The organism is Faecalibacterium sp. An121 (genome assembly GCF_002160915.1).
Classification (GTDB): domain Bacteria; phylum Bacillota; class Clostridia; order Oscillospirales; family Ruminococcaceae; genus Faecalibacterium; species Faecalibacterium avium.
In genome coordinates this window covers 213,739-237,796 of the sequence record NZ_NFLM01000001.1, presented here as the reverse complement: position 1 = coordinate 237,796, position 24,058 = coordinate 213,739, and the positions used below count along the sequence as shown (strand labels likewise).

Genomic DNA, 24,058 nt, shown 5'->3' with positions numbered 1-24,058 from the left:
GACCTCCGTTATACCAGCTTCAGCTCAATCTGCCGGTCCCGCAGGATGTAGTGGGCATTTGCCATGGCTGTATCGGTGGTAAAGCAATCTCGGGACATAATCATCTTGGCCGGGGCATAGTCGGCCATAGCCTGCACATCTTCCGGCTCTACGAATTCTGCCAAGCAGATCAGGAGCAGGCAGTTCTCGCCCACTTCGTAGACAGGCTTGCCGTTGATGTTCAGCTGCTGCACCGGATAGGTCAGAGGGACGCCCAGTTTGAGCATCACTTCGTATACCATATCCAGGTCAGAACGCTCCGGCTTGATCCGGCGCACCATCTGGTTCATCCGCTCCACCAGTTCGTCTGCGCCTCCATCCGCAATCGGGGTGGTGTCCCAGAGCTTCATATTAGAAGTGTCCAGCTTGAACACCTTGAAGCCGATGTCAAGGGGAGCCTTCTCTCCATCCATACTGAGCTGGCCGTCCTTCGTTTCGGTCAGCTTCTTTCCGGCGCGGCGGATTCGCTCTTTGCCGATCTCACAGATGTTTTTATACCCGGCCTTGTAAGCCTCACTCTTTTCGTCGCAGACTTCGGGCAGCTGCACCAGAATAAATCGGCGGTTGCCGCCGTCCTCAGCGTTGAGCTGCATCACGGCATGGGCAGTGGTTGCGGAGCCAGAGAAGAAATCAAGGATAATACAATCCTTTTCGGATGCCGCAATTTGAGTCATGGTTTTGACCAGCTCAACTGGTTTTGGAAAATCAAAAACCTTTGCTCCCATAAGTACTGAAAGTTCTTTGCTCGCAGCATCAGTTGTACCCACTTCATCTCTTTTCCAGAGGTTTACGGGGACCATCCCATCATCCACTTCACTCAAAAACTTTTTTAATCGTGGATATGTATTTTCCCCATTTACTCCCCAGTATAGCCGATTATCTTTTGCATGAGCAAGATACTTGGAATACTCATACTTCCAAGCATTTGTTGGGTGATTAATTTCTTTTCCGGTTATTGGATTTACAATTGGGTACGATAAGTTGGGACGTTGCTCCTTAGTAGCCGGATTAACATAAGAAACACTCGTCCACACTCCGCGCGGGTCATTATCAGGATTACTATAGATACTATCGGATTTCTCGGTACGGGGAGCACGTAAATAGTTTACAGATGGACTCTTTCTGTACACCAAAATATAATCCGTCAATGATGCAAATAGACGTGCATTGTTGCTTCGTGTAAATCTCTTTTCCCATACAATGCAAGCCAAAAAATTTTCTTCGCCAAAAACTTCATCGCAAATTTTACGCAGGTTTGTCACTTCATTGTCATCAATCGAAATGAAAATCACGCCATCATCCCGCAGCAGGTTGGCCGCCAGCCGCAGGCGGGGGTACATCATGTTCAGCCAGTTGGTGTGATACCGGCCCATCGTCTCCGGGTTGGACTTGGTTGTCTGCTGGGTGACCTCCTTGTACCGGGCCAGCGGATCAGCAAAATCATCTGCGTAAACAAAATCATTGCCGGTGTTATAAGGCGGGTCGATGTAGATCATCTTGACCTTGCGGTAGTAGGCCGATTGCAGCAGCTTCAGCACCTCCAGGTTATCTCCCTCGATGTAGAGGTTCTGGGTGGTGTCCCAGTTGACGCTTTCAGCAGGGCAGGGACGCAGGGTCCCGCTGGAACGCTTTTGGGCAAGGCTCAGGCACTCGGCTTTGCCCTTCCATTCAAAGCGGTACTTTTCAAAGTCGTTGTCAATGTATTCGCCGCACAGAGAAAGCAGCTTGTCGATATCCAGCTTGCCTTCGCTGACGCACTCCGGGAAAACCGAGCGCAGCTTGTCCAGATTGGCTTGCTCCAGGTTCATGGAAAGGCCGTCCATCTTTTCGTTCATTTTTTCTCTCCCTTCAAGACTGCTTCTTTTTCCTTAGCCAGATACTCTCGCGTAATGGAAATCAGCATACTTTTCTGCATCTGAAGATCTTCTACTTCCGCTAGATACTGTTTCAAGTGCTGGTCTCTCATTTCTTTCGCAGCAGCTATTTCTTCAGCATCTGATACAGATTCACCTGAGTGCCTAGCAACCTCTGAAACAGCTTTTAAAAAACTCTTTGGATTGCGCAAACTATTCGATGCCATCTCCGCAAATAAGTTGTGACATCTGACGCTCTTTGCCTTTTCCATTGATTCATCCAATAACGAATCAAGTTTTTTATATACTGCATTCTTGTCATTTAACAAAAGTTTGATTTTATGATAAGTTACCTCCAGTTGCTGAAAATTATGATTTACTTCTTCATATTTCTGTTCGTATTCCTGTTCGTTTAGGGCCATGAAACTTATCTGATGCGAATCAAGCATAGCGATATATTGCGTTATGCTGTCCGTGAGTTGATCACTCCGTTTTTCATAATCGCTCTTGCGAAGATTGTATTCTTGAGATTTCCGCTGATTCAAAACCGTTATATACAGGTTGATACCCGTAAGCGCAGCAGTTATAAAAATGCCAAGCAAAGTGATAACGTCTGCTGTATCCATTAAACTCCTCCCTGAATTGAAACCGTAAATTCCCTAACTGCCTTTGCGGTGAGCTTCTCGTTTTCCGCCAGGGCCTTTATTTTTTCTTCCAGCTCCAGATCGAGCTGCATGGATTCAAAGAATTGATTTTCCTGGCTGGACATATACTCCCGGCGAAGCTGGTTGATCTGTTTGTCCAGCTGCAGCAGCTTCAGACGGTCGCCGGTGATCGTGCTGCGTGTGGTTTCCAGCTCTTTGATCTTAGTATCCAGCACATCTGCCTTTTTGGCAAGAGCGGTCTTTTGCCGCGTTGCTTCCAGTGTCAGCCGCTCTGTTTCCTCTGCATAGCAGGGGGACAGCAATTTAACCTGACCTGCAAGCAAAGCATCCGCCCGGACAAGCCTGTCAAGAGGGTGGGGCCGTCCTGCCCGTTTGAGCCAGTGCGGCGTTTTGTGCCCTTTCTCCTCTACAACTTCTCTTGCTTGAGAGAGCAGGTTCTCACATTCGGCCTCGGTGAGCGGTTCACCATCCACAGTTTGCCCCACCAGTACGGGAATCTCCTTTGCGACACCACGGGCCGGGGAGCTGATTTCCACAGAATAAAGGGCAATCTCAGCGTTTTCCATTTCTGGTGCTAGGTTTGGGACATAACAGCAGCCAGTGTCGGCGCACTCCACTTCACGGAGGATACCTTGCCCGATGATACTGGAAAAAGTGATGCGCCCGGAACGCGGCTTGAAATCCTTGGCCATGCCATAGGCTTTCAGGCTTTGGTACTTTCTGTTTCTGCTCCCATTCCAGTAGTAAAACAGGGTAGGCAAGGACTCGTAACGGGTAGCGGTGATGGTCTGAGCTGTATCGTCAATTTCAAAAAAGCAGTCAGTGTGGGATGCGTTATACTGGTTAAAGAACCACTTGGCCAAATCCCAAAGTTCCTGATTCATCTCTGCGGTGCGCTGCTCCACATAGCGGGGTGTCAGGTAAACCTTGTCTGCCAGCTGTTTGCTGAATGTAGTAAAAAGGATTTCTTCGGCAGAAGCTACCTGCTTCCTGTTTTCGTTGGCTCGTTCCGTTAGGGTCTGCTGATAATCGGCTTCGACTTGTGTCGCCGTCCGAATCCGTTCCGAAATTTTCTCAAAGGCTGCATCCAGATCATCTGAAAATCCGCCGAGAACTGCATGGCTGATACCAAAAACGCCATCTGAAACCAGCGTCCGCTTACTGGCCAGTTCCAGTTTGCGGACATCGGCAAAGTTTTCTTTGTCGATAAAAGCAACTGCAAGCACATCGTTTTGCTGGCCAAGCCGGTGGCAGCGGTCGATTCGCTGTTCCATTTTCAATGTATTATACAGCAAATCATACTGGATTACAAAAGCGGCCTCCTCCAGATTAAATCCCCTGGCTCCATTATCCGTTGAGATTAAAACTTCTCCGGTCTCCTTGAAGCGCCGAATCGCAGAATAGTCCATGCTTCCATTGTAGCAGAAGACCTTGTATTTTTTCCCCACGATTGCGGCCAGCATCTTCTGGGTTTCCACGCTCTCGGTAAAAACAACTGCTTTTTTCCTGGCTCCGGTCTTTTTTATCATCTGAAAACCACGATCCAGAATCCGCATCAGCTCCAGCGCCTTGGCATCCACCGGAACGCGGGCACAAGCATCCAGAATGTGATTCAATTCCGCGACTTCATCATCGGCACTGTCCATCGCTTTCAGCCGCCGAATCACACCCTGGATGGTTTGGCTAATAGCAGCAGTCGAAGACCCTTGCAGGCCCAGCAGCCGAAGGGCCAGGTCATAGGATTCCATTTCAGGGAAAGCCAGCTTCACAGGCTTGTTGATGTAATCATAGAGAAGCTGATATACATAGCGCTCTGGTTCCGAACGGGTGTATTCCTCTGTAAGGAGCAGCCTTTCCGGCATTTTGGCACAGCCCCTGGCCTGGGAACGCAGAGTGCGGAAACAATACTTGCTGACCCGACCGCTCAATTCAGGATAATTTTCCGGGCGGCGCAAATATCGGGTCAAAAACTCTTTTTCTTCCGGCAATACGGTATTGTCGATAAACCAGATCAAGCCGTAAAGGTCCATGATATTCTTTTCGATCGGGGTGCCGGTCAGGAGCAATTTGAACGACTTCCCGGCAATCCGATACAAGGCCCTGGCCTGCCGGCTGCTCTCCTGATATACGCCAGAGAGGGCATTTGCTTCTTCAAACACAGTCAAATCCCAGGCGACAGATGCCGCCTGTTCTTCATGGTCAGCGGCATAATCATAAGTAGTAATGACAATTCCATCCTGTTCAAACCCGTTGGGTGAATCCTGTGAAATGTTCGCTTCCCATTCCTGACGGCTGGTCAGAACCACATAGGGCACCGTGTAACAGCGGTCCAATAATTCGGTCCACTGGGACAATAAATCTATATTGGGAATACACAGCAAAATCCGGCCATGCCCTTCCATCCACCGCTGGGCAACAATAAGCATGGCCTCGTGGCTCTTTCCCATACCTGCCTCATCGCAAAGTATTATGCCTTTCTGAAAGGGGGATCGGAGCGCAAAGCCTGCAGCTGCGACTTGAAAAGGGTACATCTCGATGCTGGAAGAAGCATAAACAGGCAGCAGCTTGTCGCGGTCCGGCAGAGCATCCAGCTTTCGGGCGGTATAATACGCTTGAAACGATGATTTCAGCACAATGACGCTCCTTTCCGGACTGAATACATGAAGACATATTTATTATTACACATCGAGCTCCAATATTCAAACAAAAAAGAAAAAGCTGGCATAGCAGCCGCCGTTTGGCGAACTGCTGTGCCAGCTTCATTTTATATCCAAATGCTGCCAGGATGGGAAGTCCCTTCACGATTCACTTTCGTCCTGATCTGCTTTTTCCGGTTTCATCGCCTGCCTGTCGGCGTCTTTTCTTGCCGCTATATAGGAGACCAGATCATAAACCAGGCGCTTTTCCTGTTCGTTCATATCCCGCAGGACAATCTGTTCCTGCGGCTCCAGACCCAAAATATCATCCGTCGTCGTATGAAAAATCTGAGCGAGGGCAATCAGATACTGTGCTGTTGGTGCAGACAGCTCCATCTCCCATGCGTTGACACTGGCACGAGTGACACCTAGCTTTCGAGCAAGAGCAGCTTGTGAGAGACCAGCATTCTCCCGCAAACGCTTGATGTTTTCAGAAATCATGTCATTTTGCCTCCATACATATACTTTACTATACGACGATGGATAATAAATTATCTATAGATGTATAGTTTTATTGACACTTTCGGCAGTGAACTGTATACTAGAGAAGAAAACAAACATCTCAGCAAACAAAAAAGCCGGCACAGCAGCCGCCATATGGAGGACTGCTGTGCCAGCCAGATCATTGACCATGTTCCGGTGTTTTTCTTTCTTCCTGCCGTTTGATCTCGGTTTCTTTCTGTTCTTTTTCATCCAGCATCACGGACACAATCTTCTGTGCCATCAGCCAGTCCTGCATTTGTGCTTTCTTCTGGCGATACTCGGCGTAGTTCTTTTTCTTCCGCTCCAGAAGCTGCGCATACTCGGCATTCAGGTCCCGGATGCGGGGCAGCTTCTTCAAGTCCCGCTGATTGAAGGCTTCCTTGGCTGCCTTGTGGAGGGTCAGGGCCTGCCGGTGGGTTTCAAAATACCCCTTGCTGAATCCGCTGGCCTTATATGCCTGGTAGATATCCCGTGTTTTGACATAGTTCAGAATGTGCCCCCGCAGCACCGCAATCTCAGCAAGGCGAGATTCATCGGCCCGGATGGAATCTCTCAATTCCTCTGTTTGCTGTACAATGGCAGCGGTTTTCTCATTCAGCTGGTTGCCCCTATACCCGAATTGACAGACAGAGAAAAGAGTCGTAAACTGGAAAGCAAAGGAGCACACGTTATGGAACAGAAGAAAACGAAAAAACGAACAGCGCCCCCACGGTACGACGATGCATTCAAAGCCGGAGCCGTGCGGCTGGTCACGGAACAGGGCCGTCAGCCGGTGGAAGTGGCCAAAGAGCTGGGGATCTGCATCGACACGCTGCGCAGCTGGCTGAAAGCCTCCGGCATTCAGATGGGCCAGGTCAGCAGACAGAACCGGGAGCAAAAGCGCATCCGGGAGCTGGAAGCAGAGAATCGCAGCCTGCGCAGGCAGCTGGGCGAGAAAGACGAGGTCATAGACGTCTTAAAAAAATCCGTCGGCATCCTGTCGAAACCGTAGAGGAGAGATACCGCTGCGTCCAGACGCTCAAGCGTCAGGGGGCCTCTGTGGAGCAGGCATGCCGGGTATTGGAGGTATCCCGCAGCGGGTATTACGGCTGGAAGGCAGAGAAGACCTGCAGGCGCAGGCTGCAAAACCAGGCGCTCCGACGCCGGCTGATCGAACTGCATGAGAAGTATCCGGCCATGGGGCTGGACAGCCTGTACCGGCTGCTGAAGCCGGAATTTGGCTGCTCCCGCAAACGGGTGCACCGTCAGATGCGGCTGGCCGGGATCTCCTCGGTACGCAGAAGGGCTTATAAAACGACGACCCATTCCAATCACAGCCATCCCATTGCGCCCAACCTTTTGCAGCGGAACTTTTCCTTTGACCGGCCTGACCAGGCCTGGGTGGGAGATATTACCTACATTCCCACCGGGGAAGGATGGCTCTATTTAGCCATTGTCAAAGACCTGTGCACACGTAAGATCGTCGGTTATGCCTTCTCGGACAGGATCGATACCCGGCTGACGCTGGCAGCACTGGATATGGCGTATCGCCGCCGCAAACCTGCCAGAGGTCTGATTTTTCACAGTGACCGGGGCATCCAGTATGCCGCCCGGGGCTACCGGGAGCGCCTGGAAGCCTACGGCATCCGGCAGAGCATGTCCCGCCGCGGTGACCCCTATGACAACGCTGTTGCGGAGAACTTCTTCAGCTGCCTCAAGTGCGAGCTGGTCCACCTCAAGCACTATCCTACAAGGGCTGCTGCACAGGACGACATATTTGCCTATCTCGAAGCCTTTTACAACACCATCCGCCCCCATTCTGCCCTTGGCTGGCGTTCGCCTGCAAGTTTTGAAGCTGAACTTGCCGCTTCCGCCGCCTGATTGCAGTACACCTTATCTCTGCATTTTATTCGGCTTTTTTATCCTGCTTTGTGTCCGTTTTTTGGGGAAGGGGTCACTGCCATGTTACCTCCTTAATGTGCGTTGAGGATGCTGCGGGCGAGGGTGCCGGTCTTGAGCAGGGTGAAGCAGAGCAGGACGGTGTAACCAATGACGCCCCAAATGGATGCGATGGGGTCGGATGCAAAGGAGACGCCCTGAATCAAAACAGCGTAAATGCCGACGCAAATCATAATGAGGAAACCCTGCAAGCCCAGAGCCAGCAGGCTGCGCAGGTAGTTCTGGCCGATCTGGCTTTGCTCTTTACTGCCGAAGGTCGAAAACGGGATGGGGGCCAAACTCACGGCGAGATAGATCTCTACTATGCGGCCATACACGATGACGAAAATCGCTATACCGAGAATCTTCATGGTAAAGCCGATGAGGAAGGATTGCAGATAGAGGGCCAGCAGCTCGCCCAGTTCCAGGGTCATGAGGGAGGTCTGCAGGGTGAGCAGGGTGGTGTCATCCACCGCCGTGTTTCCCGCAATGATGCCGCTGGACTCGGCCACCACCGTTTGGGCCAGGTCAAAGACGGCCATGGTGATGTCAAAGGTATTGGAGATGAGGGTGACGGCCACGAAGGTCTTGAACACCCAGCGGAAGAAGGTCCAGGTCTCGAAGTTGGCCAGATTGTTGTGGTCGATGACCATCTGGATCAGCTCATAGCAGGCCACGATGGTCAGGAAGATGCCCGCGATCGGCAAGATCGCCGACTCGGACACCCCCTGGACCATCTCAAAGACCCGGGGCGAAAACTCGGCGGGGGTCAGGCTGACCTGCTCGCCGATCTCGCCCACCTGCTCGTTGACCGAATCAAACATCCCGGACAAGTTGCCCATGACCCCGCCGACCAGTATCTCCTTGAGCCACTCGGTGATTTTCTGGAGTACCTTGTCCACGGGCCGCCCTCCTTAGCCCATCAGCGGAAAGCGGGACAAAAGGCTCATGAGGGACGCGAGAAACTGAAAGAGCGCAGTTGCAACAGAAAAGAGTTCCATATTCGTTTTCCTCCTGTGGGTGAATGAAAGTTGAGTGATGAAGCGGTTTTGCCCACCTGCCAGCGCGCCGCGGGCTGAATGTGGAAGCCCTGTACTGTGGGCGGCAGTTCCCGCTTGGGGCGCTGGGTAGGGGCAGATTACAGGGTTACGCTATCCGGCTATCTTTAGCCAAACAGGCCACTCAGCAGAGGCACAAGGGTGGTGCCGATGAGGGCGACACCGCCGCCGGCCATGAGCTGTTTTATCCCCAAATAGGTGTAGGAAAACGGCTCGATGGCGGGCGGCGGCGTGTCAAGAAATATCTATGGAGTTTTTAAGAACCGCCCCGGCGGGGGCAGGTCAGGCCGTGACCTGCTCCACTTCCGGGATGGGTTTGAGATTGAAATGAATTTCGATAGAAATGTGTCTTGTCTTATCGCTGTCTATACTCTCATGGACAACGATTTCTTTAATCAGGCGGTTTAAGGTGGCGGCGTCCAGTTCCGTGATGTCGGCGTATTCCTGAATGGCTTCCACCCATTGGCGGGCGTCACACGCAAGCCGGATTTCATCGGCCAGCTTTTTCCGGCCTTCCTCAACCCTTGCCTTCAACTCGGCCTGTTCCGCCTGCGTCTTTTCCATCAGCAGATTGAAGTTCGCTTCGCTGATACGTCCGGCAACCATGTCCTCATACAGCCGCAGCACCATCTTTTCCAGAACGTCAATCCGTTCCTCGTCTTTGGTAAGGGAACGCTCCAATGCTTCCCGCTGGCCTTTCTGCTCTGCTTCGCAGGTATCGGTCAGCTTCCCGGCAACGGCTTCCCCGTCCATCAGGGCGGCTCTGGCGCACTCCCGGATTTTGTTCAGTACAAGGCTGTAAAGGGTGTCGTACTCAACCCGGTGCTGGGTACAGTGCTGTTTCCCGTAGGCGTTGTAGGTCTTACAGGAATAAATCTGCTTCGGGTGCTTGTCGTTGGTGTAGCGGATCGTCAGCGACTTCCCGCACTCGCCGCACTTGATAAGCCCCGCAAACAGGCTGATTTCCCCGGTCTGGCGGGGGCGCTGCCGGGATTTCAGCTTGCGCTGCACGATGTCAAAGGTCTTGCGGTCAACAAGCGGCTCATGCTGGTTCTCCACCACAATCCAGTCCTCCGGCTTCTTCTCCCCGATGGTGCCGATTTTGAAGCGGTATTCCTTCTTCTGGGAAGCGATAGCGCCGGTGTAGACGGGGTTCATCAGGATGTCCTTAATCACGGAGAAATCCCACATATACCGCCCGTTTACCGGGTCTTTCTTTTCCCACTTGGTTGACACGTTCCGAAAGCCCCGCACCCGGTTCCAGTAGGTCGGGCATGGGATTTTTTCTTCTTCCAGCCTGCGCCGGATGTAGTTGGGGCCGTGTCCTTCCAGCGCCCACGCAAACAGACGCCGGACAATGGGGGCCGTTTCCTCATCAATCAGCAGATGGTTTTTGTCCTCCGGGTCTTTCCGATACCCGAAGGGGGCAAGGCAGCCGGTAAACTGGCCTTTCTGCGCTTTCAGCAGATAAGAGGAATGAACCTTCTTGGAAATGTCCTTGCTGTACATCTCGTTGAGGATGTTCTTGAACGGCGCAATGTCGTTGTTGTCCCGCATGGTGTCGATACCGTCATTCATGGCGATATACCGGACGCCGTGGCGGGGGAAGAAATCTTCAATCAGGAAGCCGGTCTGCAAGTAATTCCTACCCAGTCTGGATAGGTCTTTCGTGACCACAAGGTTTATCTGCCTGCGCTCGATGGCTTTCAACATCCGTTTCAGGTCGGGGCGCTCCATGTTCAGCCCCGTGTAGCCATCGTCCTGATAGACTGCAACAACCTCCCATCCCTGCTTCTCGCAGTAGGTTTCCAGCATATCCCGCTGGTTTGCAATGCTGGCGCTCTCCCCGTCAAGGTCATCGTCCTTGGAAAGCCTGCAATAGATAGCCGCCCGGAAGCTGCCCGCCAGTATTGCGTCCATGCCTGTATATTCCATTCCGTTCATCATAACCGTTTACCCGCACAATCCAGACGGAACACGGTCACTCTGAACCTTGTCTTTATTATACTCTAAATCTTGCTTTTTCGCAAGATATTCTTTATTATTTCTCTGGCTGTATTTCTGTGCAATCAGGCTCACGAAAACATCCGTAGCGTCCAGTTCGCCGTCAAATACCGTTGTGACATGGATTTCAGTTTTGCTTTTTGCCATAGGCAGTTACCTCCATAAATAAAATAAGCCAGACAGGAGAAGGTCGGCAACGAAGTCCGGCAACGGTCTTCAAAAAACCTCGAAAACAATCTCTGTCTGGCGGGTTACTGTTTATTTACTTTTTCTTTTATTTTTCTGTTGCTTTGGTTGTCAGAGGGGAGAAAAGCCCGCAGTTACGGTCTTTTTCCCGGCAACCGGCTCGGCAACGGGATAGCAACGGGGTCGGCAACCGGCTGTGATTTCTCCGGATTATTCAGAAGGGAAGTTCCATCTGCTCCGTGACTTCCACAAATCCGTCCGGCGTTTTTTCACGCCCGTTGTCAGCGCCCGTTGCCGGGGCTTCTCGTTCCCAGCCCTTTTGCCTGCCGTACCCTTCAAATATCCGGGGATTGGAGAAATACTTCCATCCCGTGATACAGTGGTTCATGATGTCGTTGACTTCCCGGATTTCCCATTGCTTCGGCTCGTCAAAGGGGTGGTTCAGGGCTTCCTTGAAAAGCTGCTTAGAGCATACGGCGCTGCCAGTGTAGCGGTCAAGGTACGCCTGTATCATCCCGGCCTTGGTGTCCTCCGGCATGAAATCCCGCTGGTGTTCTTTGAGGTACTGTATCATTTCGGGTGTAAAAGACAGCTTAAAATCGCCGCTTTTGTAGGTTGTCATGGCTTCCGCCCATACCTGTTCCAGATAGGCTCTGGAAGCGGCTTCATCGTCCAAAATGTGTACCTCGGCCTGTCCGGGGTAGACCATGACCGGCAGGAAGCGCCGGTTCCCGGAACGGTCAAGGGGCAGGAAGTCCAGCGCATTGGAAGTCCCGCCGAACACGCATTGCCGCAGCCTGTCCTCCGGGTGGGTTTCGTAGGGGATTTTATAGACCTCCTTCTGGCGGCTTAAAAATGACTTGATTTCCTCTATGCTCTTGGCGTTTGCGGTGGCAATCATCTCCGACATTTCAATTATCCAGTGGCCTTGTAGCTTGCGGTACACGTTATCATCGTCCAACTTCCGCAAATCATCGGAAAACCACTCGTCTTTTACGGCCAGCAGCCGGAAGAAGGTGGATTTCCCGGCTCCCTGACCGCCAACCAGACAGAGCATGACCTCAAACTTACAGCCGGGGCAGAATGCCCGGTGGATGGCTCCCAGCAGGAACAGCCGCAGGGAATGGTAAGTGAAGTTGTCTGTGTCGGCTCCCAGAAAGTGACGCAGGCAGTAGCGGATACGCTCTTTCCCGTCCCAGACAAGGCCGTTCAGGTAGTCCCGGATGGGATGGTAGCTGTTGGCGTCTGCGGCCAGATCAGCGGCGTCTGCTATCTTTTTCTCGCTTGTCAGGCCGTAGGTATCTTCCAGATACAGCCGGATATATTTCATGTCCGTGTCGGTCATGGCCTTGCTGCCGGTTCTGCGTTTCCTGCCGATGGGCTTTAGAAGGTCAATACGCTCGGTCAGGAGATTTTTTGCAACCGCCCCGGAAAGAATGGGGTCATACTGGAACACGGTCAGGCAGTTGTGGATACTGTTCCGCACGCCGCCTTTCTCGGTGCCCTCCAGCATGGCTTTCACTTCCTCAACGCTCCGGGGCGGGGGTGCGGCTTCGATGGTGTCCGTCACGGCCTGCCGCAGTTCTGGCGGCAAGGTCTGCCATTCTCCGCTCAAGGTTCCTCACTTCCTTTCCGTAGCTGGCAATCAGGGCAGCCCGTTCCCCTATGTCGGAGAACAGCAGCACATCCAGCAGATATTCCACATGGGATTGTTTCTGCAAGGCTTCCACGAAAAGCGGGTGCCATTCTTCCTCCGGCGTCTTTGGGGCATAGTCCCGCTTCCAGCAGCGCAGCAGATTGTGATAGTCGGACAGTACCCGGAAACAGTGGCGCTCCATGCGCTTAAATTGATGTTCCGGGCTTTCCTGACGTGGCTTCCGCTTCGGGCGGCTCCTGCTTGGCGGCTCCCTGTCCTCATAGGGGATGGAGAAGTCCTGCGCCAGCATGAGGGCGGCTTCTTTGGGGCTGACGTTTTCCAGACGGGAAACAAAGTCAATCACATCCCCGTCTGCCTGACAGCCGAAGCAATGGAAACGCCGGTCAACCTTCATGCTGGGGTTTTTATCGTCATGGAAAGGGCAGACGCACATCCCGTTTCTCCCTACCCGGATACCGTAATGCTCGGCGGCCTGCCGGGTGGAAACAGACTGCTTCACGGCTTCAAATACGTTCAATAGGCAAATCCTCCTGAAAATAGAAAAAGCGCCTGCCATTCTCACAAAGAAAAGGCAAGCGCCTGATTGGTTAAAGTTCCATATCCTGTTTTTGCTGGCGGCGGGGCTGCTGGCGTTTCTGTTCTTCCCGCTGTTTTGCGCCCTCAATCTTCCAGCTTAATTGTTCGTTGATGGACGGCTTCTTTCCCGGCTCCGGCACAACACGGCGCTGGTCGGGCGGCAGCACATGGTTTATCCAGTAGCGCACATCCCGCAGCAGCTTCATATCCGCCTGAACCGCCTGCAATCCCTCATTTTTTTTAGACAGTTCCTCGGAAAGCTGCGCCCGTTCTTTCTTTAACTCTTTCGCATCGAAGGGCAATTCCTCCTGATGGGCTTTGAAGAAACGCTTTGCGGCAAGGTAGGCGTCCAGTTCCTCCCGGTGTTCGGCGGCAAACTTCTCCTTTCGGGTTTTCCAGCCGATGGAAGCGTATTTCTTGTAAACCTCTTTGTAGGCTCCGTGGTTGGCGATATGGGAAAGGGTGGTGTCGATGGCCTTTATCCGGCGTTCCGATTTTCGGATGTCGGTTTTGGCAGAAAGTATCTCCCCGCTGACCTTATCCAGATAGGCGTCAAGGCTCTCCACGGTGGAGATCTCTTTCTGCCGCAGGAAGTCAAGGGCTTCCATGACCTTGTTGAAATCGCCAACAGTGCCTTTCAGCTTCCCCTTGGAAGTCCAGCCGGTGCGTTCCTCGCTCCGCATATCCAGATACCGGGAAAGCAGTTCGGGGATGGTCGGCTCCTTTGCCTGTTCCAGCACTTCCAGCAGCGCTGCCTTTTTCTCTTTCAGGCCGGACAGCCAGCCCTTTAAGCTGCGTACCATCTGCCGGATAGACTGCATGAGGGAATTGGCGGCTTTGATGTCCCGGTTCAGGTTGCCGATGTTGGTCTGTATGCCTTTCTTCTCCAACTGGCTGACCGCTGGCCCCATGTGGACGGTGGGGATTTTATCAATCCCCTGTCGGGCATAGGAACGAAGGTCAAGGCGCTCCGGGCTGCCGATGGCTTCCAGATAGCGGTTCGCCGTGTCAGCCCAGCCCTGCCGCCATATCTCGGCGTACTTCTGGTCGTTCCAGTCCACGGTGTCCTCCTTGTGGCTTTTCCATCTGCCGGACGCAAGCCGGATACGCTCGCCGTTCTCGTCAAGGTCATAAACCTTCCGGCTCTTTGGGAGCCACTTGCCTTGTTCGTCCATTGCCCGCATGGTAAGCAGGATGTGGGCGTGGGGATTTCCGTCCCCCTTGTCATGGATGGCAAAGTCGGCAATCATGCCCTTGGAAACAAAAAACTCCCGGCAGTAGTCCCGGATAAGGTCGGCGTACTGTGACCGGGGAAGTTCCCTCGGAATGGCAAGCACAAACCTCCGGGCAAGCTGGGAGTTCCATTGCTTCTCGATGGCTTCGGCGGCGTTCCACAAGGTATTCCGGTCTGCGTATTCCGGCGGGGCATGGGGCGGCAGCATGATTTCGGTGTGGACGATTTCGCTTTTATGGGAATAGTATTTCTGTTTCTGGTCGTATTCGGAAAACAGCCGTTCCCCGCTCTGGTAGGCGGCAGACGCAACGGCTGACTGGCGCTTGCTGCGCTGGATGATTTTCACATCAAAGTGCGGGCATGGCAAGTCACGTCCTCCTTTCTCCCGGTGTCCGGGCATAAAAAGAGCAGGGAACCTGTTTCAAGATTTCCTGCTCGGTGGTGCCGCCGGTGGGTGGCTGGTATTCAGTTTTGAAAGTTCGGATCAGGGTGGCCCGATAAATTAGGATTTTCCCTTTAAGGAATCATCTATTTTATCTATTTCTTTTGATGTTTTTTCATAATCAATCACCGTGCCTATAACAATTCCAATCAACATTCCGATACTTGCACAAATAGGAATGGCAAAAAGATTTTGCAAAAACGCCCATGCCAACACACCTATGCAACCACCAACAATAAATCCTGTTAATAAGCCAACAGTTAAGTATCTATTGTTTTTCATATTGCTATATCCCCTCCAAATTCCAATTTGTCGTTGACTTCATTATACCTCATCGTTTCAGAAAAGTATAGCGGCCTATTGTAAAACTTGCTGGACGGGAACAGCTTGCAGTGCAAGGTGTTCCCGGGCGGCAAGTACACAAAGGGGTAGCTGGCGTCAGCCAGCGCAGGGGAAGTGTAGCTTCCTCTGTGATGATTGACAGGAGCCGGAACGCTGCGGGCAATCATCCGCTTTCCGCAGGAAGCCCCCGGCAGGGCGCAACACACTACCTTCAGGTGGTGTATAGTTGCGCCCTCTTTCAGAGGGGCAGTCCACGGGCTGCGGCTCTGGAAGCAATTATGACCGTTCCCGGTCTGGCTGTTTTCTCTTGGGATGTGGCTTTTCCGCCCTCGCCTGTGCCTTGGCTTCGGCAAGCCTGCGCCGGATGGAATTGTCCCGCTTCTGGATAAACCGCTGCTTCGTATCAGCGATAAAGCGGCGGCACTCCGGCTCCGGGATGGCGTCCAGCTTTCGGATGGTATTCTCCACAATCTCCCTTGTCTGCCGGTCACGGATAACCGGCACGATTTCTTTCAGCCCCGCAAGAGTTTCTTCCTTCGTACCGGCGGCGTACTGATAGACCATAGCCAACTCGTCTTTTGAAAAATCCATCTTCATTCTGCGCCCTCCTTCTCTGTGCCGTTTCCGGCGAACACTTTTTCCATAAGCTGCCGGGTGCTGTCCTTCCGGAACAGCAGCTTCAAGAACAAACTGACCTGTTCATCCGTGATGGCTTCCGGGTGGGGAAGGTAGCTTTCCAGCATGGCGGCTCTGGTGCAAAGCCGGTGCGTCCGTTCCTTCCGGGTCAGCGCCTTAGCCTGATGGGTCAGACGCTTTTCCTCCTGTTGCGCCCAGCGCAGCTTCTTTTCCGTTTTCTCTATCTCCTGATTGAGTTTTTCCAGCTTTTCATTCATCGGCGGCTGGCCTCCTTCTTCGGAATGAGTACATATATTTTGTTGGGTTCCCCGAAGCCCTGACGCACTCGCAGTATCAGTCCGGCGTCCTCCAATTCATTCAGGGAACGCTTCACGGTCATGGTGCTGCGGGCAAGTGCCGCCGCCAGTTCCACGATAGGGAAATGGATAAACAAAATCCCGTTGGCGTCCTCTATACCTGACAAGAAAACAATATCCAACATCCGGGCGTACATGACCTTTGCGGTGCTGCTGATCGGGAGCCGCAGCATGGCTCTCGGCAGCGGCATACAGGGCGGTAGGGCGGTGTCTGCGGTCATAAATTCAACTTCCATTCAATCGGTGTCCTCCTTTACTTTTCGTTTTGAGCGTTTGGAAAGATAATAGGGGCAGTCCACAATGACCGCCCGGAAACTCTGCTTGCAAGTGCGCTGGCATTTCCGGCAAAGGTCGTTGTACGTTACCCGCCCCCGTTCATTGAGGAAGAAAGACAGTTCCAGCTTCCTCTTTTTCGGCATTCTCGGCATGGTGCCTCCTTAAACAAAAATCCGCCCATTTCAGCCGTAACAGCCGCAATAGACGGATAGCAGATTTTAGTGTCGTGTTTCGGGGCGATTTTCAAGGAAAAAGCGGCCATAGAGCCGCCCGGAAATCCCCCGTAGTATTATGGATAGGGTAGACTATGCCCTATCGGATTGTTGTGTTTCGGTATCAATTCGGTGTTCATTTTCGCCGGTTCTCCCTGATGTCGTTCCTGCCCCTGGCTCTCACAACGGCGTTTCGCTCCCTTTGGTACGCTCGTTGCGGTCATGGTTCCTCCATTTCCCTGCCGCAAGTCGTTGCGCTACATCGCCGGGGAGCATATCCCATACAGGCCGGTCATTCGATTGGAATAATCCATCGATGAACTAAGCCCATTATGGCACATTTTTGAGCCTTCTCCCGTATATCCACAAAGTAGGAAAACCGCCCCAAAATCGAAAATTTCCACGATTGCGGAACGGGTATGGTATAATGAAATTGACGGCGGCAGCCAGCCGCAGGAAGGAGCGATGTATCTATGAAAACCCGCATTTCCGTACAGGAACGCCTGAAAGATTTACGGGTGGAACAGGGCTTAAATCTGGAAGAATTGGCGCAGAAAACCGGCATTTCAAAATCAGCCCTCGGCAGCTATGAAAACGACAACGATGAATACAAGGAAATCAATCACGGCAGCCTGTTGAAGCTGGCAGACTTCTATCAGGTGTCCGTTGACTATCTGCTCGGCCTTACCAACAATCGGAAATATGAAAACACGCCGATAGAAGAATTACATTTGAGTGATGAAGTCGTGTGATTTTATACATAGCTGAATCAAAATCCTTTATAAATGATTCATCTCCATGGCAATTTAAAAATTTCCCTGCTGTAATCAATGCACCCACTTCCGCCGCTGTAAACATTACCGGCGGAAGTAGGAAGCCCTCTACAAGAAAATATCCTTTTCCGGCCTCAGATCCAATTGGTATTCCGGCTTCTTCAAGTGTCCGGATATCTCTGTAAACTGTCCTTAAGCTTATATTAAATCGCTGTGCAATTTCTTTGGCAGGAATTATTTTTTTTGATTGCAGCTGAATAAGAATAGAGGTTACTCTGTTAATCCTGTTCAAATTTTATTCCTCCTCTGTGACTTCCATAAAAAGTATATCCTATGCGTTCTTAAGCTAGCTGCTGTTAGTGCTTCTCATTGCACCCTGGTTATAAAAGCCATACTCACAAACCTCTTCACCAAAACTCTTTACATCTCTAATATAGAACTCTATCTAGCGAACTTTTAGAAAAGATATAAAACATCAGAGTATGGACAGTTGCGGATGTACTTCAGAAAAGATTAGATGTCTAAAAAGCTTGTAGTTAAAGCTTTTTAGACATCTAAATCTAGGTACTAAAACAATTCATCCAGTAAAATATAATATTTTATTTTCTCCCAATCAGGCTTGATCCCCAGTAAGTCAAAAAATAGCTCGACATACTGTTCTTCCCCGATATCCTCCCTGATCGACCGGACGCAGAAGGCAATGTCATACCACTTGTCCGCCCTGCCGCTTCTCCCAAGATCAATAAAGCCACTTACTTTGCCATCTTTCACAAAGATGTTGCTGTCTCCCAGGTCGCCGTGGGAAAAGACAAGTTCCTCTTCGGGCTTTTCCGTCTTTAAAAAATCATACAGCTCGCGCGGATCTTTAAATGGAGTGTCTTCTTCCCAGTTTTCGCAATCCACATCGGCCAGATCGTTATTCAGTAAGTAATCCAATTCGGCTAAGCGGCTGTCTAAGCTATTCGTATAGGGACAATCCGATATGTCGATGGAGTGAAAGAGCCTGATGCACTCCGCATACAGCTCGATAATCTTTTCAGGGCTTTGTTCATCTTCATACTCTTCCGAGCAAAGGACGCCATCGGCCTCACTCATGAGCAGATTGCTCCAGCCATCATGCCGTTCAAAGTGCAGGACCTTTGGAACAGGCAGCTTTCCTTCCAGCCATAGCATCATGTCCTTTTCCCGTTCCACATCATAGGTGGTCCCTTTATACCGGCTGTCCGTCATTTTTAAATATAGGTTTTCATTTTCTCCCACCAGCTTATATACCTTAGCAGGAGACATTCCTTCCGTATCTTTTACGCAGCGGTATTTTTCGATCAGTTTTTTCAATTCCGGTGATATTCTCATTTTAGCCATTTATTATTTCCTTCCTCTTTTCTACAGTATTTAAAGATACCCCAAGAAGCTAATTATAACAAGACGAACTCCAATTCACTGTTCCTTGCATTCTAAAACCTTAAATACCAGAAAACAGCTTTTTCAAAGTTGTTTTCAAAGTTGGCGTATAACATAGTATCGACGGAGCCGATTTTGAAACCACAATTATGATAGAATTTACAAGCTATAAGGTTATTGTCCTGGGTTTCAAGCATTAGTCCATGCAAGTTTTTATGCTTTGCCCATTCTATAGATATATTGATAAGCGCGCTGCCTATGCCTTGCCCCCTGAAATCCTTACATACGGCGATATCTTCTATATAAGCGTACCGGTTCCAATTTTTTCGCAGTTTAACTTTTCCGACGCATTTATCGTCTTGGTAGTAAAGATATATTATCTTATCAGTATTGTCAATATATTCAAGGCAATCTGCCTCCTCATCCTCTTCATCCTCTTCGTCTTGGTAGCTTTTTAAATATGGCGCTTCATAGAGTAATTCTGTAAAGGTCCAATTCTCGTTTTCATACCTCGGTATAATCTTACCTATCACCTCAAATGGTTCGCTGGGTTTATCGATATCTTTCAGGTGCCCTGCTTTCATTTCTGTAATCACTGTTCCCGCCTCTCTTCTATATCAGCGGCATATGTGCTATCCAGGCAGCCGGTTTTACCAGTGTATTTTTTATACATGTCCCTGGTATATTTTGTTATATTCCTATCATACTCCGGATAGGCATAATGAAGCCTTTCCGCCACCTCACCGGATACCGCCCTGAACAATTGATGGCATAGAAATAATGCTTCCCATATGTTTTCATAGGAATCCATCCGGTAGGTGGACAAAAGTTTCTCCCACAAATCCTCGGATATATACCTTTCAATAAACTTATAGTTCTTGCCTACACTTAATTTAAAGCCTGTTTCGATGCCGACCTTCCATGATATCATTCTCAGCAGCTCATGGCGAACAATCTGATTAAAATGATCAATAGCAAATAAAATTTCCTTACGGCACAGTCCCTTAACCACATAGGTAGTGGTGTTCCAGAATTCATTGCAGCAGTCATCGTATTCCCGGGCACTGGGTTTTCTTATATGATAATCCATGTCGGTCGGAACTACAGCTTGCTGAATCCTTCCATCCTTATCCAGAATAATCTTTATCAATTTATCGTCATTCAGGTAGTTTCCCAACTCTTCCAGGGGCAATAAGGTAAGGTCTATTTTATTATAATCATCAAAAAGTATTATATAGGAGTAGCCTTTCTCTTCAGCCGGGAATAGTTCCATATCCTCCGGTTTTTGCATCATTATAATATTCCCGAAGCTTTTAAGCCATTCATCCTTTAAAGTAAAGGATTCCACATCTGTTACGAAGTATGTGACATCATAATCCTGGAATTCGTCCTTAGGTATATTAATATTTGCGCGTGACCCCTCAAGGGTCACAATTCGAATACGTTCATCCTGTTCTGCTAAAGAAAGTACTAAATCCATCATTTCTTTTTCTGATCTCATTTACATACTCCTCGTTTATTTTTTCTATATTATTACATCTTCTTTTTTGCCGATACAATCAGCATCATTGGGCGTCGCATTTCATCCGCCATCCCCGGAATATCCATCATGTTCTCTGGCGGCTGTGGCTCCACAATCTGATTTATTATAAAACTATTTGAAAGCAGTGTATTTAGATATGTGGTCAGTGTTCTATGATATTTTGTAACCTTTTCTTCCAAAAACATAGCTGTCCGTTTGCCCTCATAATAATAATTGTCCACCGGGAAATGCAGTATTTCTCCTTTTTCGTTATAATACCAGTCTTGTGTTCCATGAGCAGTAAAAACAGGATGTTCAACTGTAAAAACTAAATTGCCACCAGCCTTCAGCATCCTATATATCTTTTTTATTAAATTCTCATAGTCTGCTACATAATGAAACGCAAGCGAACTTAGTATTACATCAAAGCTCTCCTCTGGGAAATCCACATCTTCTATGGCACAGCATTCATATTCAATCTGTGGAAAATGGGTTTTTCCTTTTGCTACTTCGAGCATTTTATGAGAAATATCAACACCTACTACAGAGGAAGCACCGTTTTCCATCGCATATATACAGTGCCATCCATAGCCGCATCCTAAATCAAGCACACGCTTACCCTTAAAATCAGGTAGCATCTTTTTCAAAGTCTCCCATTCTCCCGCACCAGCCAGTCCTTTCTGCGAGCGACTCATTTGACTGTATTTTTGAAAAAATATATTATCATCATATTTGTTTTCTTTCATCTGAACTCTCCTCGTTTAAAAAGTTATTTATCTCCGATACAATTTCATTCACTTCATTATAAAGCTTCTCGGTCATGTCGTAGCATTCAAAAAGTGAGATACCGAGTACTTCAAAAATATGATTTACCTTCTCGGTATATTTTTCAGGTTTATGTTCAAAAGTTTCAAGCAGTTTTATAGCTTTCTTTTCGTTGATACAATAAGCATTATTACATGCAAATAACACTTGATTTAAACATGAAACTATACGAAAAACATGACCCGCAATATAATATTTATCGTCTGTTCCCGAATTTGCTTTTACAAACATTAAAGAGAACCCTGCTTCAAACATAAAAAAGTTAACTAAACTTTTCTGCAAAGCATTGGGATAAGTTTCTGCCTGTTTTTTTAATTCGCATAAGCTTTCATTCTTAGCATATAGTATTTTGCTAATCGCTAATTCTCCTCGATACATTGCACTAATATAACCATGGGGATGCCCAGTCTGATAATTGGCAGTAACAATTCCGTGCTCTGTATCTTTCATTATTTGTTCCACACGTTTAATATCACGTAAAATTAAATCCACATGATACCCGTTTATGACTAACCATCCGCCGCCATTAATCCAATCACCCCATGCTCCGGGAGGTACAACAAGGTTATTTCTATGCTCATCATCCAGCTTTGTAGCGAATTGATTAATAGTATTTATGTCAAATGATTCTGAATTGTAATAGATGCCGATATCTATATCCGAATCCTCTGTATGGGTGCCCCTTGCACGTGAACCACCTAAAACAATACCTTCTATATAAGACAGAGAGGATAATTTCTCTGCTACTGATTTAATAATATTATCTACCATCAAGCATGCTCCTTTTATCGATTCACTGCTGTAAAAATTCCAAGCCAAATCTTTTGCTTCTACTCAACATATTTATAATTTTTTTAATTTCACAAAAGATAGCTAATAAGCACATTATAAGAATGATTCTGATTTTTTTCTTCACTTTTATTTTTCTCCATTTCAGCACATTGTTTTATTTTTGGGGTTTTTCGATTTCATCATTTTCTAATTCAATCACATCCAGAATGCCACAATTCAAGGATTCGCAGATACGAACCAGCGTTTCCATGCTGATATTTTTCCCTTTTCCCATATTAGCAATCATATTTGTGGTAAGACCGGCGGCAATCCGCAAGTCCTCTTTTCTCATATTGCGCTCAACCAGCGTATGCCAGAGGGGTTTATAGCTTATGTGCATTTATCCTCCTGCCTTTCTCCCGGTTCCGGGGTTCCTGCTCCTATTATATCAAAGTTCTTGCTATTCCACAAACATTTCTTGATACAACCGCCGGTTCCGTCTGGATTGTGCTTTTCCTTTCTTCTCTTGATTACATCTACTTAGCCATGAGCTGCTTCATGCCCTGGCTTTTCGAGCCGGGGTTGTCGGACCCATAACCTTCCAGCAGGTTGACGCCGCCCCACACGCCGAGACCAGCGCCCAGAGCAACAACAAGGGTCTGCAGGACTTCGATTGCGGAGTTAAAAAATTCCATGGTAGTTTCCTCCTGTACAAAAAAGAGCTTGCGGCCGGTCGGATACACGCCTGAAATCGTTGATTTTTATAAGCTGCCAACCGCAGCGGGGGCTGATTTGCCGGTGTATCCTGGGGCCTGGGGTTGGGGTAAATAAAAAATCCTCCCGGGATGGGAGGATTGTAGTTCTATTTAGTTGAATGACTGGGTTTCAGCATAAAAGGCGACAGCACTCCTTGCTGTCGCCTTTGGTTTGATTACGAGTGAATGCCGGCAGAGCTCTCAGCAGCGGCGCGTATGCGTCGTTCATCTTGACCGCCCGCTGGCTCGACTGAGTTTGCTATGAGTTCAGCCCCTACCTTTTAGTTCTTCGAGAATTTGTTGATACTCCGGATTATTAGATAAAAATGAAAACTCGTTACCGCTTTCCATTTCATTTTTCATCATATCAAATAGTCGTTCTGAAAAGATATTTGTTTCACTGCCACACAAATGACGATAAAGAGGACAATCTTGTGGTTTCCATTCTTCTTGCATAGCTGGTAACATAGATTTGAGCGCAGTTAAGCATTTCATTTTATCCTGTTCGATAACAGAAAGCTGGAGTTTTGCAATATAGGGAATATATGGTGGGACATAGCACAATTTTGACACTTGCTCATAAATTTCCGTGTAAAAGGTTGCGTCCTGCATTCGGTTCTCTTTTACTGCTATCTCCAACATATTCATTAAGGCGGTTTGAATTTCGGTTACGCTATTTAAGACCCTGTGTTCCCATATTTTTAAAGCGTCCAAAAATTTATCTTGCTCTGTATAGAGAATGGCAAGTTGTTCTTCCTTATCAACAGAAGCAGATGGGTAAGTGTTAATGAGTTCTTCTGCCTTAGAGTAATTTTTTATCTTTCGGTTATAAGAAATCAACATACTGATTACAGTTTCCTTGATTTCAATATTTTCACTGGTAGACAATCGTTCATAAAATTCTATAAAGGTTTCTTCATAGCGTTCTGGCTCTGCAACTCCGTAAAGAAACAGCGCACCATTTAAATACATGATTACTGAATATGTTAGACCTTCACAAGTTGGGTATTCATGTATCTTGTCAATTCCCATTTTGAAAGCAGTATCATAATCTTTTTCGCGAACCATCTTATCGACTTCATTTACAAAATTGACTATCTCTACATCACTCAAATCGTCTTGAAAAGACATAAGTGTATTGAGGTCTGTCTTTAGTAATCGCGCCAATGCGGGAAGAAGCGTTATATCGGGATATGTGCTGCCTTTCTCCCATTTATTAACTGCCGGTGTCGATACACCTAAATACTCCGCAATTTGCTCTTGTGTGAGAGATAAGGCTTTCCTCTTTTTTCGAATGATTTCATTGATTTTCATATTACACCTCCTACAATATAGTTTGGATGATAGGCGCGGCAGTCAACCGCCTCCGTTCTTCTGTA

25 protein-coding genes and 4 pseudogenes are annotated in these 24,058 nt (G+C 48.8%); 3 read left to right on the top strand and 26 right to left on the bottom strand.

From position 1 onward, the window contains the following. Positions 1-8 precede the first annotated feature (8 nt). The 5 genes from B5E66_RS01085 to B5E66_RS12715 all read right to left on the bottom strand — a co-directional run bounded on the left by B5E66_RS01085 (position 9) and on the right by B5E66_RS12715 (position 6,292). Positions 9-1,874: a site-specific DNA-methyltransferase gene (locus B5E66_RS01085; protein ID WP_087228119.1), complete on the bottom strand. Its 1,866-nt coding sequence runs from the start codon at positions 1,872-1,874 to the stop codon at positions 9-11. Continuing rightward, positions 1,871-2,518: a hypothetical protein gene (locus tag B5E66_RS01080; protein WP_087228118.1), complete on the bottom strand. Its 648-nt coding sequence runs from the start codon at positions 2,516-2,518 to the stop codon at positions 1,871-1,873. Before B5E66_RS01080 ends, B5E66_RS01085 begins: the two co-directional genes overlap by 4 nt. Continuing rightward, on the bottom strand, positions 2,518-5,190 hold the full coding sequence (locus B5E66_RS01075; protein WP_087228117.1) for a DEAD/DEAH box helicase: 2,673 nt from the start codon (positions 5,188-5,190) through the stop codon (positions 2,518-2,520). The genes B5E66_RS01080 and B5E66_RS01075 overlap by 1 nt, the downstream gene beginning before the upstream one ends. A 165-nt stretch (positions 5,191-5,355) precedes the next feature. Next, complete coding sequence (locus tag B5E66_RS01070) at positions 5,356-5,694, bottom strand: helix-turn-helix transcriptional regulator (protein WP_087228116.1); 339 nt, start codon at positions 5,692-5,694, stop codon at positions 5,356-5,358. A gap of 181 nt (positions 5,695-5,875) precedes the next feature. Beyond that, on the bottom strand, positions 5,876-6,292 hold the full coding sequence (locus B5E66_RS12715) for a hypothetical protein (RefSeq protein ID WP_143406908.1): 417 nt from the start codon (positions 6,290-6,292) through the stop codon (positions 5,876-5,878). 114 nt (positions 6,293-6,406) lie between these two features. Here B5E66_RS12715 and B5E66_RS13290 point away from each other — a divergent pair, with 114 nt between their 5' ends. Both B5E66_RS13290 and B5E66_RS01060 read left to right on the top strand, forming a co-directional pair. Continuing rightward, positions 6,407-6,727 carry a transposase gene (locus tag B5E66_RS13290; protein WP_242958050.1) on the top strand — a complete coding sequence of 107 codons (321 nt, stop codon included), beginning with the start codon at positions 6,407-6,409 and terminating at the stop codon, positions 6,725-6,727. Next, on the top strand, positions 6,700-7,596 hold the full coding sequence (locus tag B5E66_RS01060; protein WP_242958053.1) for an IS3 family transposase: 897 nt from the start codon (positions 6,700-6,702) through the stop codon (positions 7,594-7,596). The genes B5E66_RS13290 and B5E66_RS01060 overlap by 28 nt, the downstream gene beginning before the upstream one ends. A gap of 92 nt (positions 7,597-7,688) precedes the next feature. Here B5E66_RS01060 and B5E66_RS01055 read toward each other — a convergent pair whose 3' ends face one another. The 12 genes and pseudogenes from B5E66_RS01055 to B5E66_RS13285 all read right to left on the bottom strand — a co-directional run bounded on the left by B5E66_RS01055 (position 7,689) and on the right by B5E66_RS13285 (position 16,572). Then, on the bottom strand, positions 7,689-8,555 hold the full coding sequence (locus B5E66_RS01055; RefSeq protein ID WP_087228113.1) for a VirB6/TrbL-like conjugal transfer protein, CD1112 family: 867 nt from the start codon (positions 8,553-8,555) through the stop codon (positions 7,689-7,691). Positions 8,556-8,818: 263 nt separating this feature from the next. Continuing rightward, positions 8,819-8,902, bottom strand: a pseudogene (locus B5E66_RS01050) (Maff2 family mobile element protein); the annotation flags it as partial. Between the two features lie 91 nt (positions 8,903-8,993). Then, positions 8,994-10,658, bottom strand: a complete 1,665-nt coding sequence (locus B5E66_RS01045; protein ID WP_033126284.1) for a recombinase family protein — start codon at positions 10,656-10,658, stop codon at positions 8,994-8,996. Between the two features lie 6 nt (positions 10,659-10,664). Then, positions 10,665-10,862: a hypothetical protein gene (locus tag B5E66_RS01040; protein WP_033126283.1), complete on the bottom strand. Its 198-nt coding sequence runs from the start codon at positions 10,860-10,862 to the stop codon at positions 10,665-10,667. Positions 10,863-11,115: 253 nt separating this feature from the next. Further along, positions 11,116-12,414 (bottom strand): virulence-associated E family protein, encoded by a 1,299-nt coding sequence (locus B5E66_RS01035; protein WP_033126282.1) that lies wholly within the window; start codon positions 12,412-12,414, stop codon positions 11,116-11,118. 13 nt (positions 12,415-12,427) lie between these two features. Next, positions 12,428-13,075 carry a CHC2 zinc finger domain-containing protein gene (locus B5E66_RS01030; protein WP_173015420.1) on the bottom strand — a complete coding sequence of 216 codons (648 nt, stop codon included), beginning with the start codon at positions 13,073-13,075 and terminating at the stop codon, positions 12,428-12,430. Between the two features lie 70 nt (positions 13,076-13,145). After that, positions 13,146-14,735, bottom strand: coding sequence for a MobQ family relaxase (gene mobQ, locus B5E66_RS01025; protein WP_033126280.1), 1,590 nt, complete (start codon positions 14,733-14,735; stop codon positions 13,146-13,148). 135 nt (positions 14,736-14,870) lie between these two features. Beyond that, complete coding sequence (locus tag B5E66_RS01020; RefSeq protein ID WP_033126279.1) at positions 14,871-15,092, bottom strand: hypothetical protein; 222 nt, start codon at positions 15,090-15,092, stop codon at positions 14,871-14,873. Positions 15,093-15,428: 336 nt separating this feature from the next. After that, positions 15,429-15,749, bottom strand: a complete 321-nt coding sequence (locus tag B5E66_RS01010) for a transposon-transfer assisting family protein (RefSeq protein WP_052084072.1) — start codon at positions 15,747-15,749, stop codon at positions 15,429-15,431. Then, complete coding sequence (locus B5E66_RS01005) at positions 15,746-16,045, bottom strand: DUF3847 domain-containing protein (protein ID WP_033126277.1); 300 nt, start codon at positions 16,043-16,045, stop codon at positions 15,746-15,748. Before B5E66_RS01005 ends, B5E66_RS01010 begins: the two co-directional genes overlap by 4 nt. Continuing rightward, a complete protein-coding gene (locus B5E66_RS01000) occupies positions 16,042-16,380 on the bottom strand; it encodes a DeoR family transcriptional regulator (protein WP_033126276.1) in 339 nt (112 codons plus the stop codon). The genes B5E66_RS01005 and B5E66_RS01000 overlap by 4 nt, the downstream gene beginning before the upstream one ends. Then, a complete protein-coding gene (locus B5E66_RS13285; protein WP_171031583.1) occupies positions 16,381-16,572 on the bottom strand; it encodes a hypothetical protein in 192 nt (63 codons plus the stop codon). Between the two features lie 533 nt (positions 16,573-17,105). Here B5E66_RS13285 and B5E66_RS00985 point away from each other — a divergent pair. Beyond that, positions 17,106-17,381: pseudogene (locus B5E66_RS00985) on the top strand (helix-turn-helix domain-containing protein); the annotation flags it as partial. On the opposite strand, the gene B5E66_RS00980 reads toward B5E66_RS00985, so the two are convergent. From B5E66_RS00980 to B5E66_RS00935, 9 genes and pseudogenes are all read right to left on the bottom strand, one after another. Then, positions 17,317-17,697, bottom strand: a complete 381-nt coding sequence (locus B5E66_RS00980; protein ID WP_434800617.1) for a helix-turn-helix transcriptional regulator — start codon at positions 17,695-17,697, stop codon at positions 17,317-17,319. The pseudogene B5E66_RS00985 and the gene B5E66_RS00980 overlap by 65 nt on opposite strands. A 275-nt stretch (positions 17,698-17,972) precedes the next feature. Further along, positions 17,973-18,767 (bottom strand): aminoglycoside O-phosphotransferase APH(3')-IIIa, encoded by a 795-nt coding sequence (gene aph(3')-IIIa / locus B5E66_RS00970; protein ID WP_001096887.1) that lies wholly within the window; start codon positions 18,765-18,767, stop codon positions 17,973-17,975. Positions 18,768-18,859: 92 nt separating this feature from the next. Next, positions 18,860-19,402, bottom strand: coding sequence for a streptothricin N-acetyltransferase Sat4 (sat4, locus tag B5E66_RS00965; protein ID WP_000627290.1), 543 nt, complete (start codon positions 19,400-19,402; stop codon positions 18,860-18,862). Next, complete coding sequence (ant(6), locus tag B5E66_RS00960; protein WP_024400881.1) at positions 19,399-20,307, bottom strand: aminoglycoside 6-adenylyltransferase; 909 nt, start codon at positions 20,305-20,307, stop codon at positions 19,399-19,401. Before ant(6) ends, sat4 begins: the two co-directional genes overlap by 4 nt. 32 nt (positions 20,308-20,339) lie before the next feature. Then, positions 20,340-21,074, bottom strand: a complete 735-nt coding sequence (locus B5E66_RS00955) for a class I SAM-dependent methyltransferase (RefSeq protein ID WP_000662263.1) — start codon at positions 21,072-21,074, stop codon at positions 20,340-20,342. Next, positions 21,055-21,924, bottom strand: coding sequence for a nucleotidyltransferase domain-containing protein (locus B5E66_RS00950; RefSeq protein WP_000228166.1), 870 nt, complete (start codon positions 21,922-21,924; stop codon positions 21,055-21,057). The genes B5E66_RS00955 and B5E66_RS00950 overlap by 20 nt, the downstream gene beginning before the upstream one ends. Before the next feature lie 196 nt (positions 21,925-22,120). Then, positions 22,121-22,324, bottom strand: a pseudogene (locus B5E66_RS00945) (helix-turn-helix domain-containing protein); the annotation flags it as partial. Between the two features lie 142 nt (positions 22,325-22,466). After that, positions 22,467-22,619, bottom strand: a pseudogene (locus tag B5E66_RS00940) (Maff2 family mobile element protein); the annotation flags it as partial. A gap of 327 nt (positions 22,620-22,946) precedes the next feature. Next, the gene (locus B5E66_RS00935) at positions 22,947-23,993 is read right to left on the bottom strand and encodes a helix-turn-helix domain-containing protein (protein ID WP_087228111.1); all 1,047 of its coding nucleotides are present in this window, start codon (positions 23,991-23,993) and stop codon (positions 22,947-22,949) included. Between the last annotated feature and the right edge of the window lie 65 nt (positions 23,994-24,058).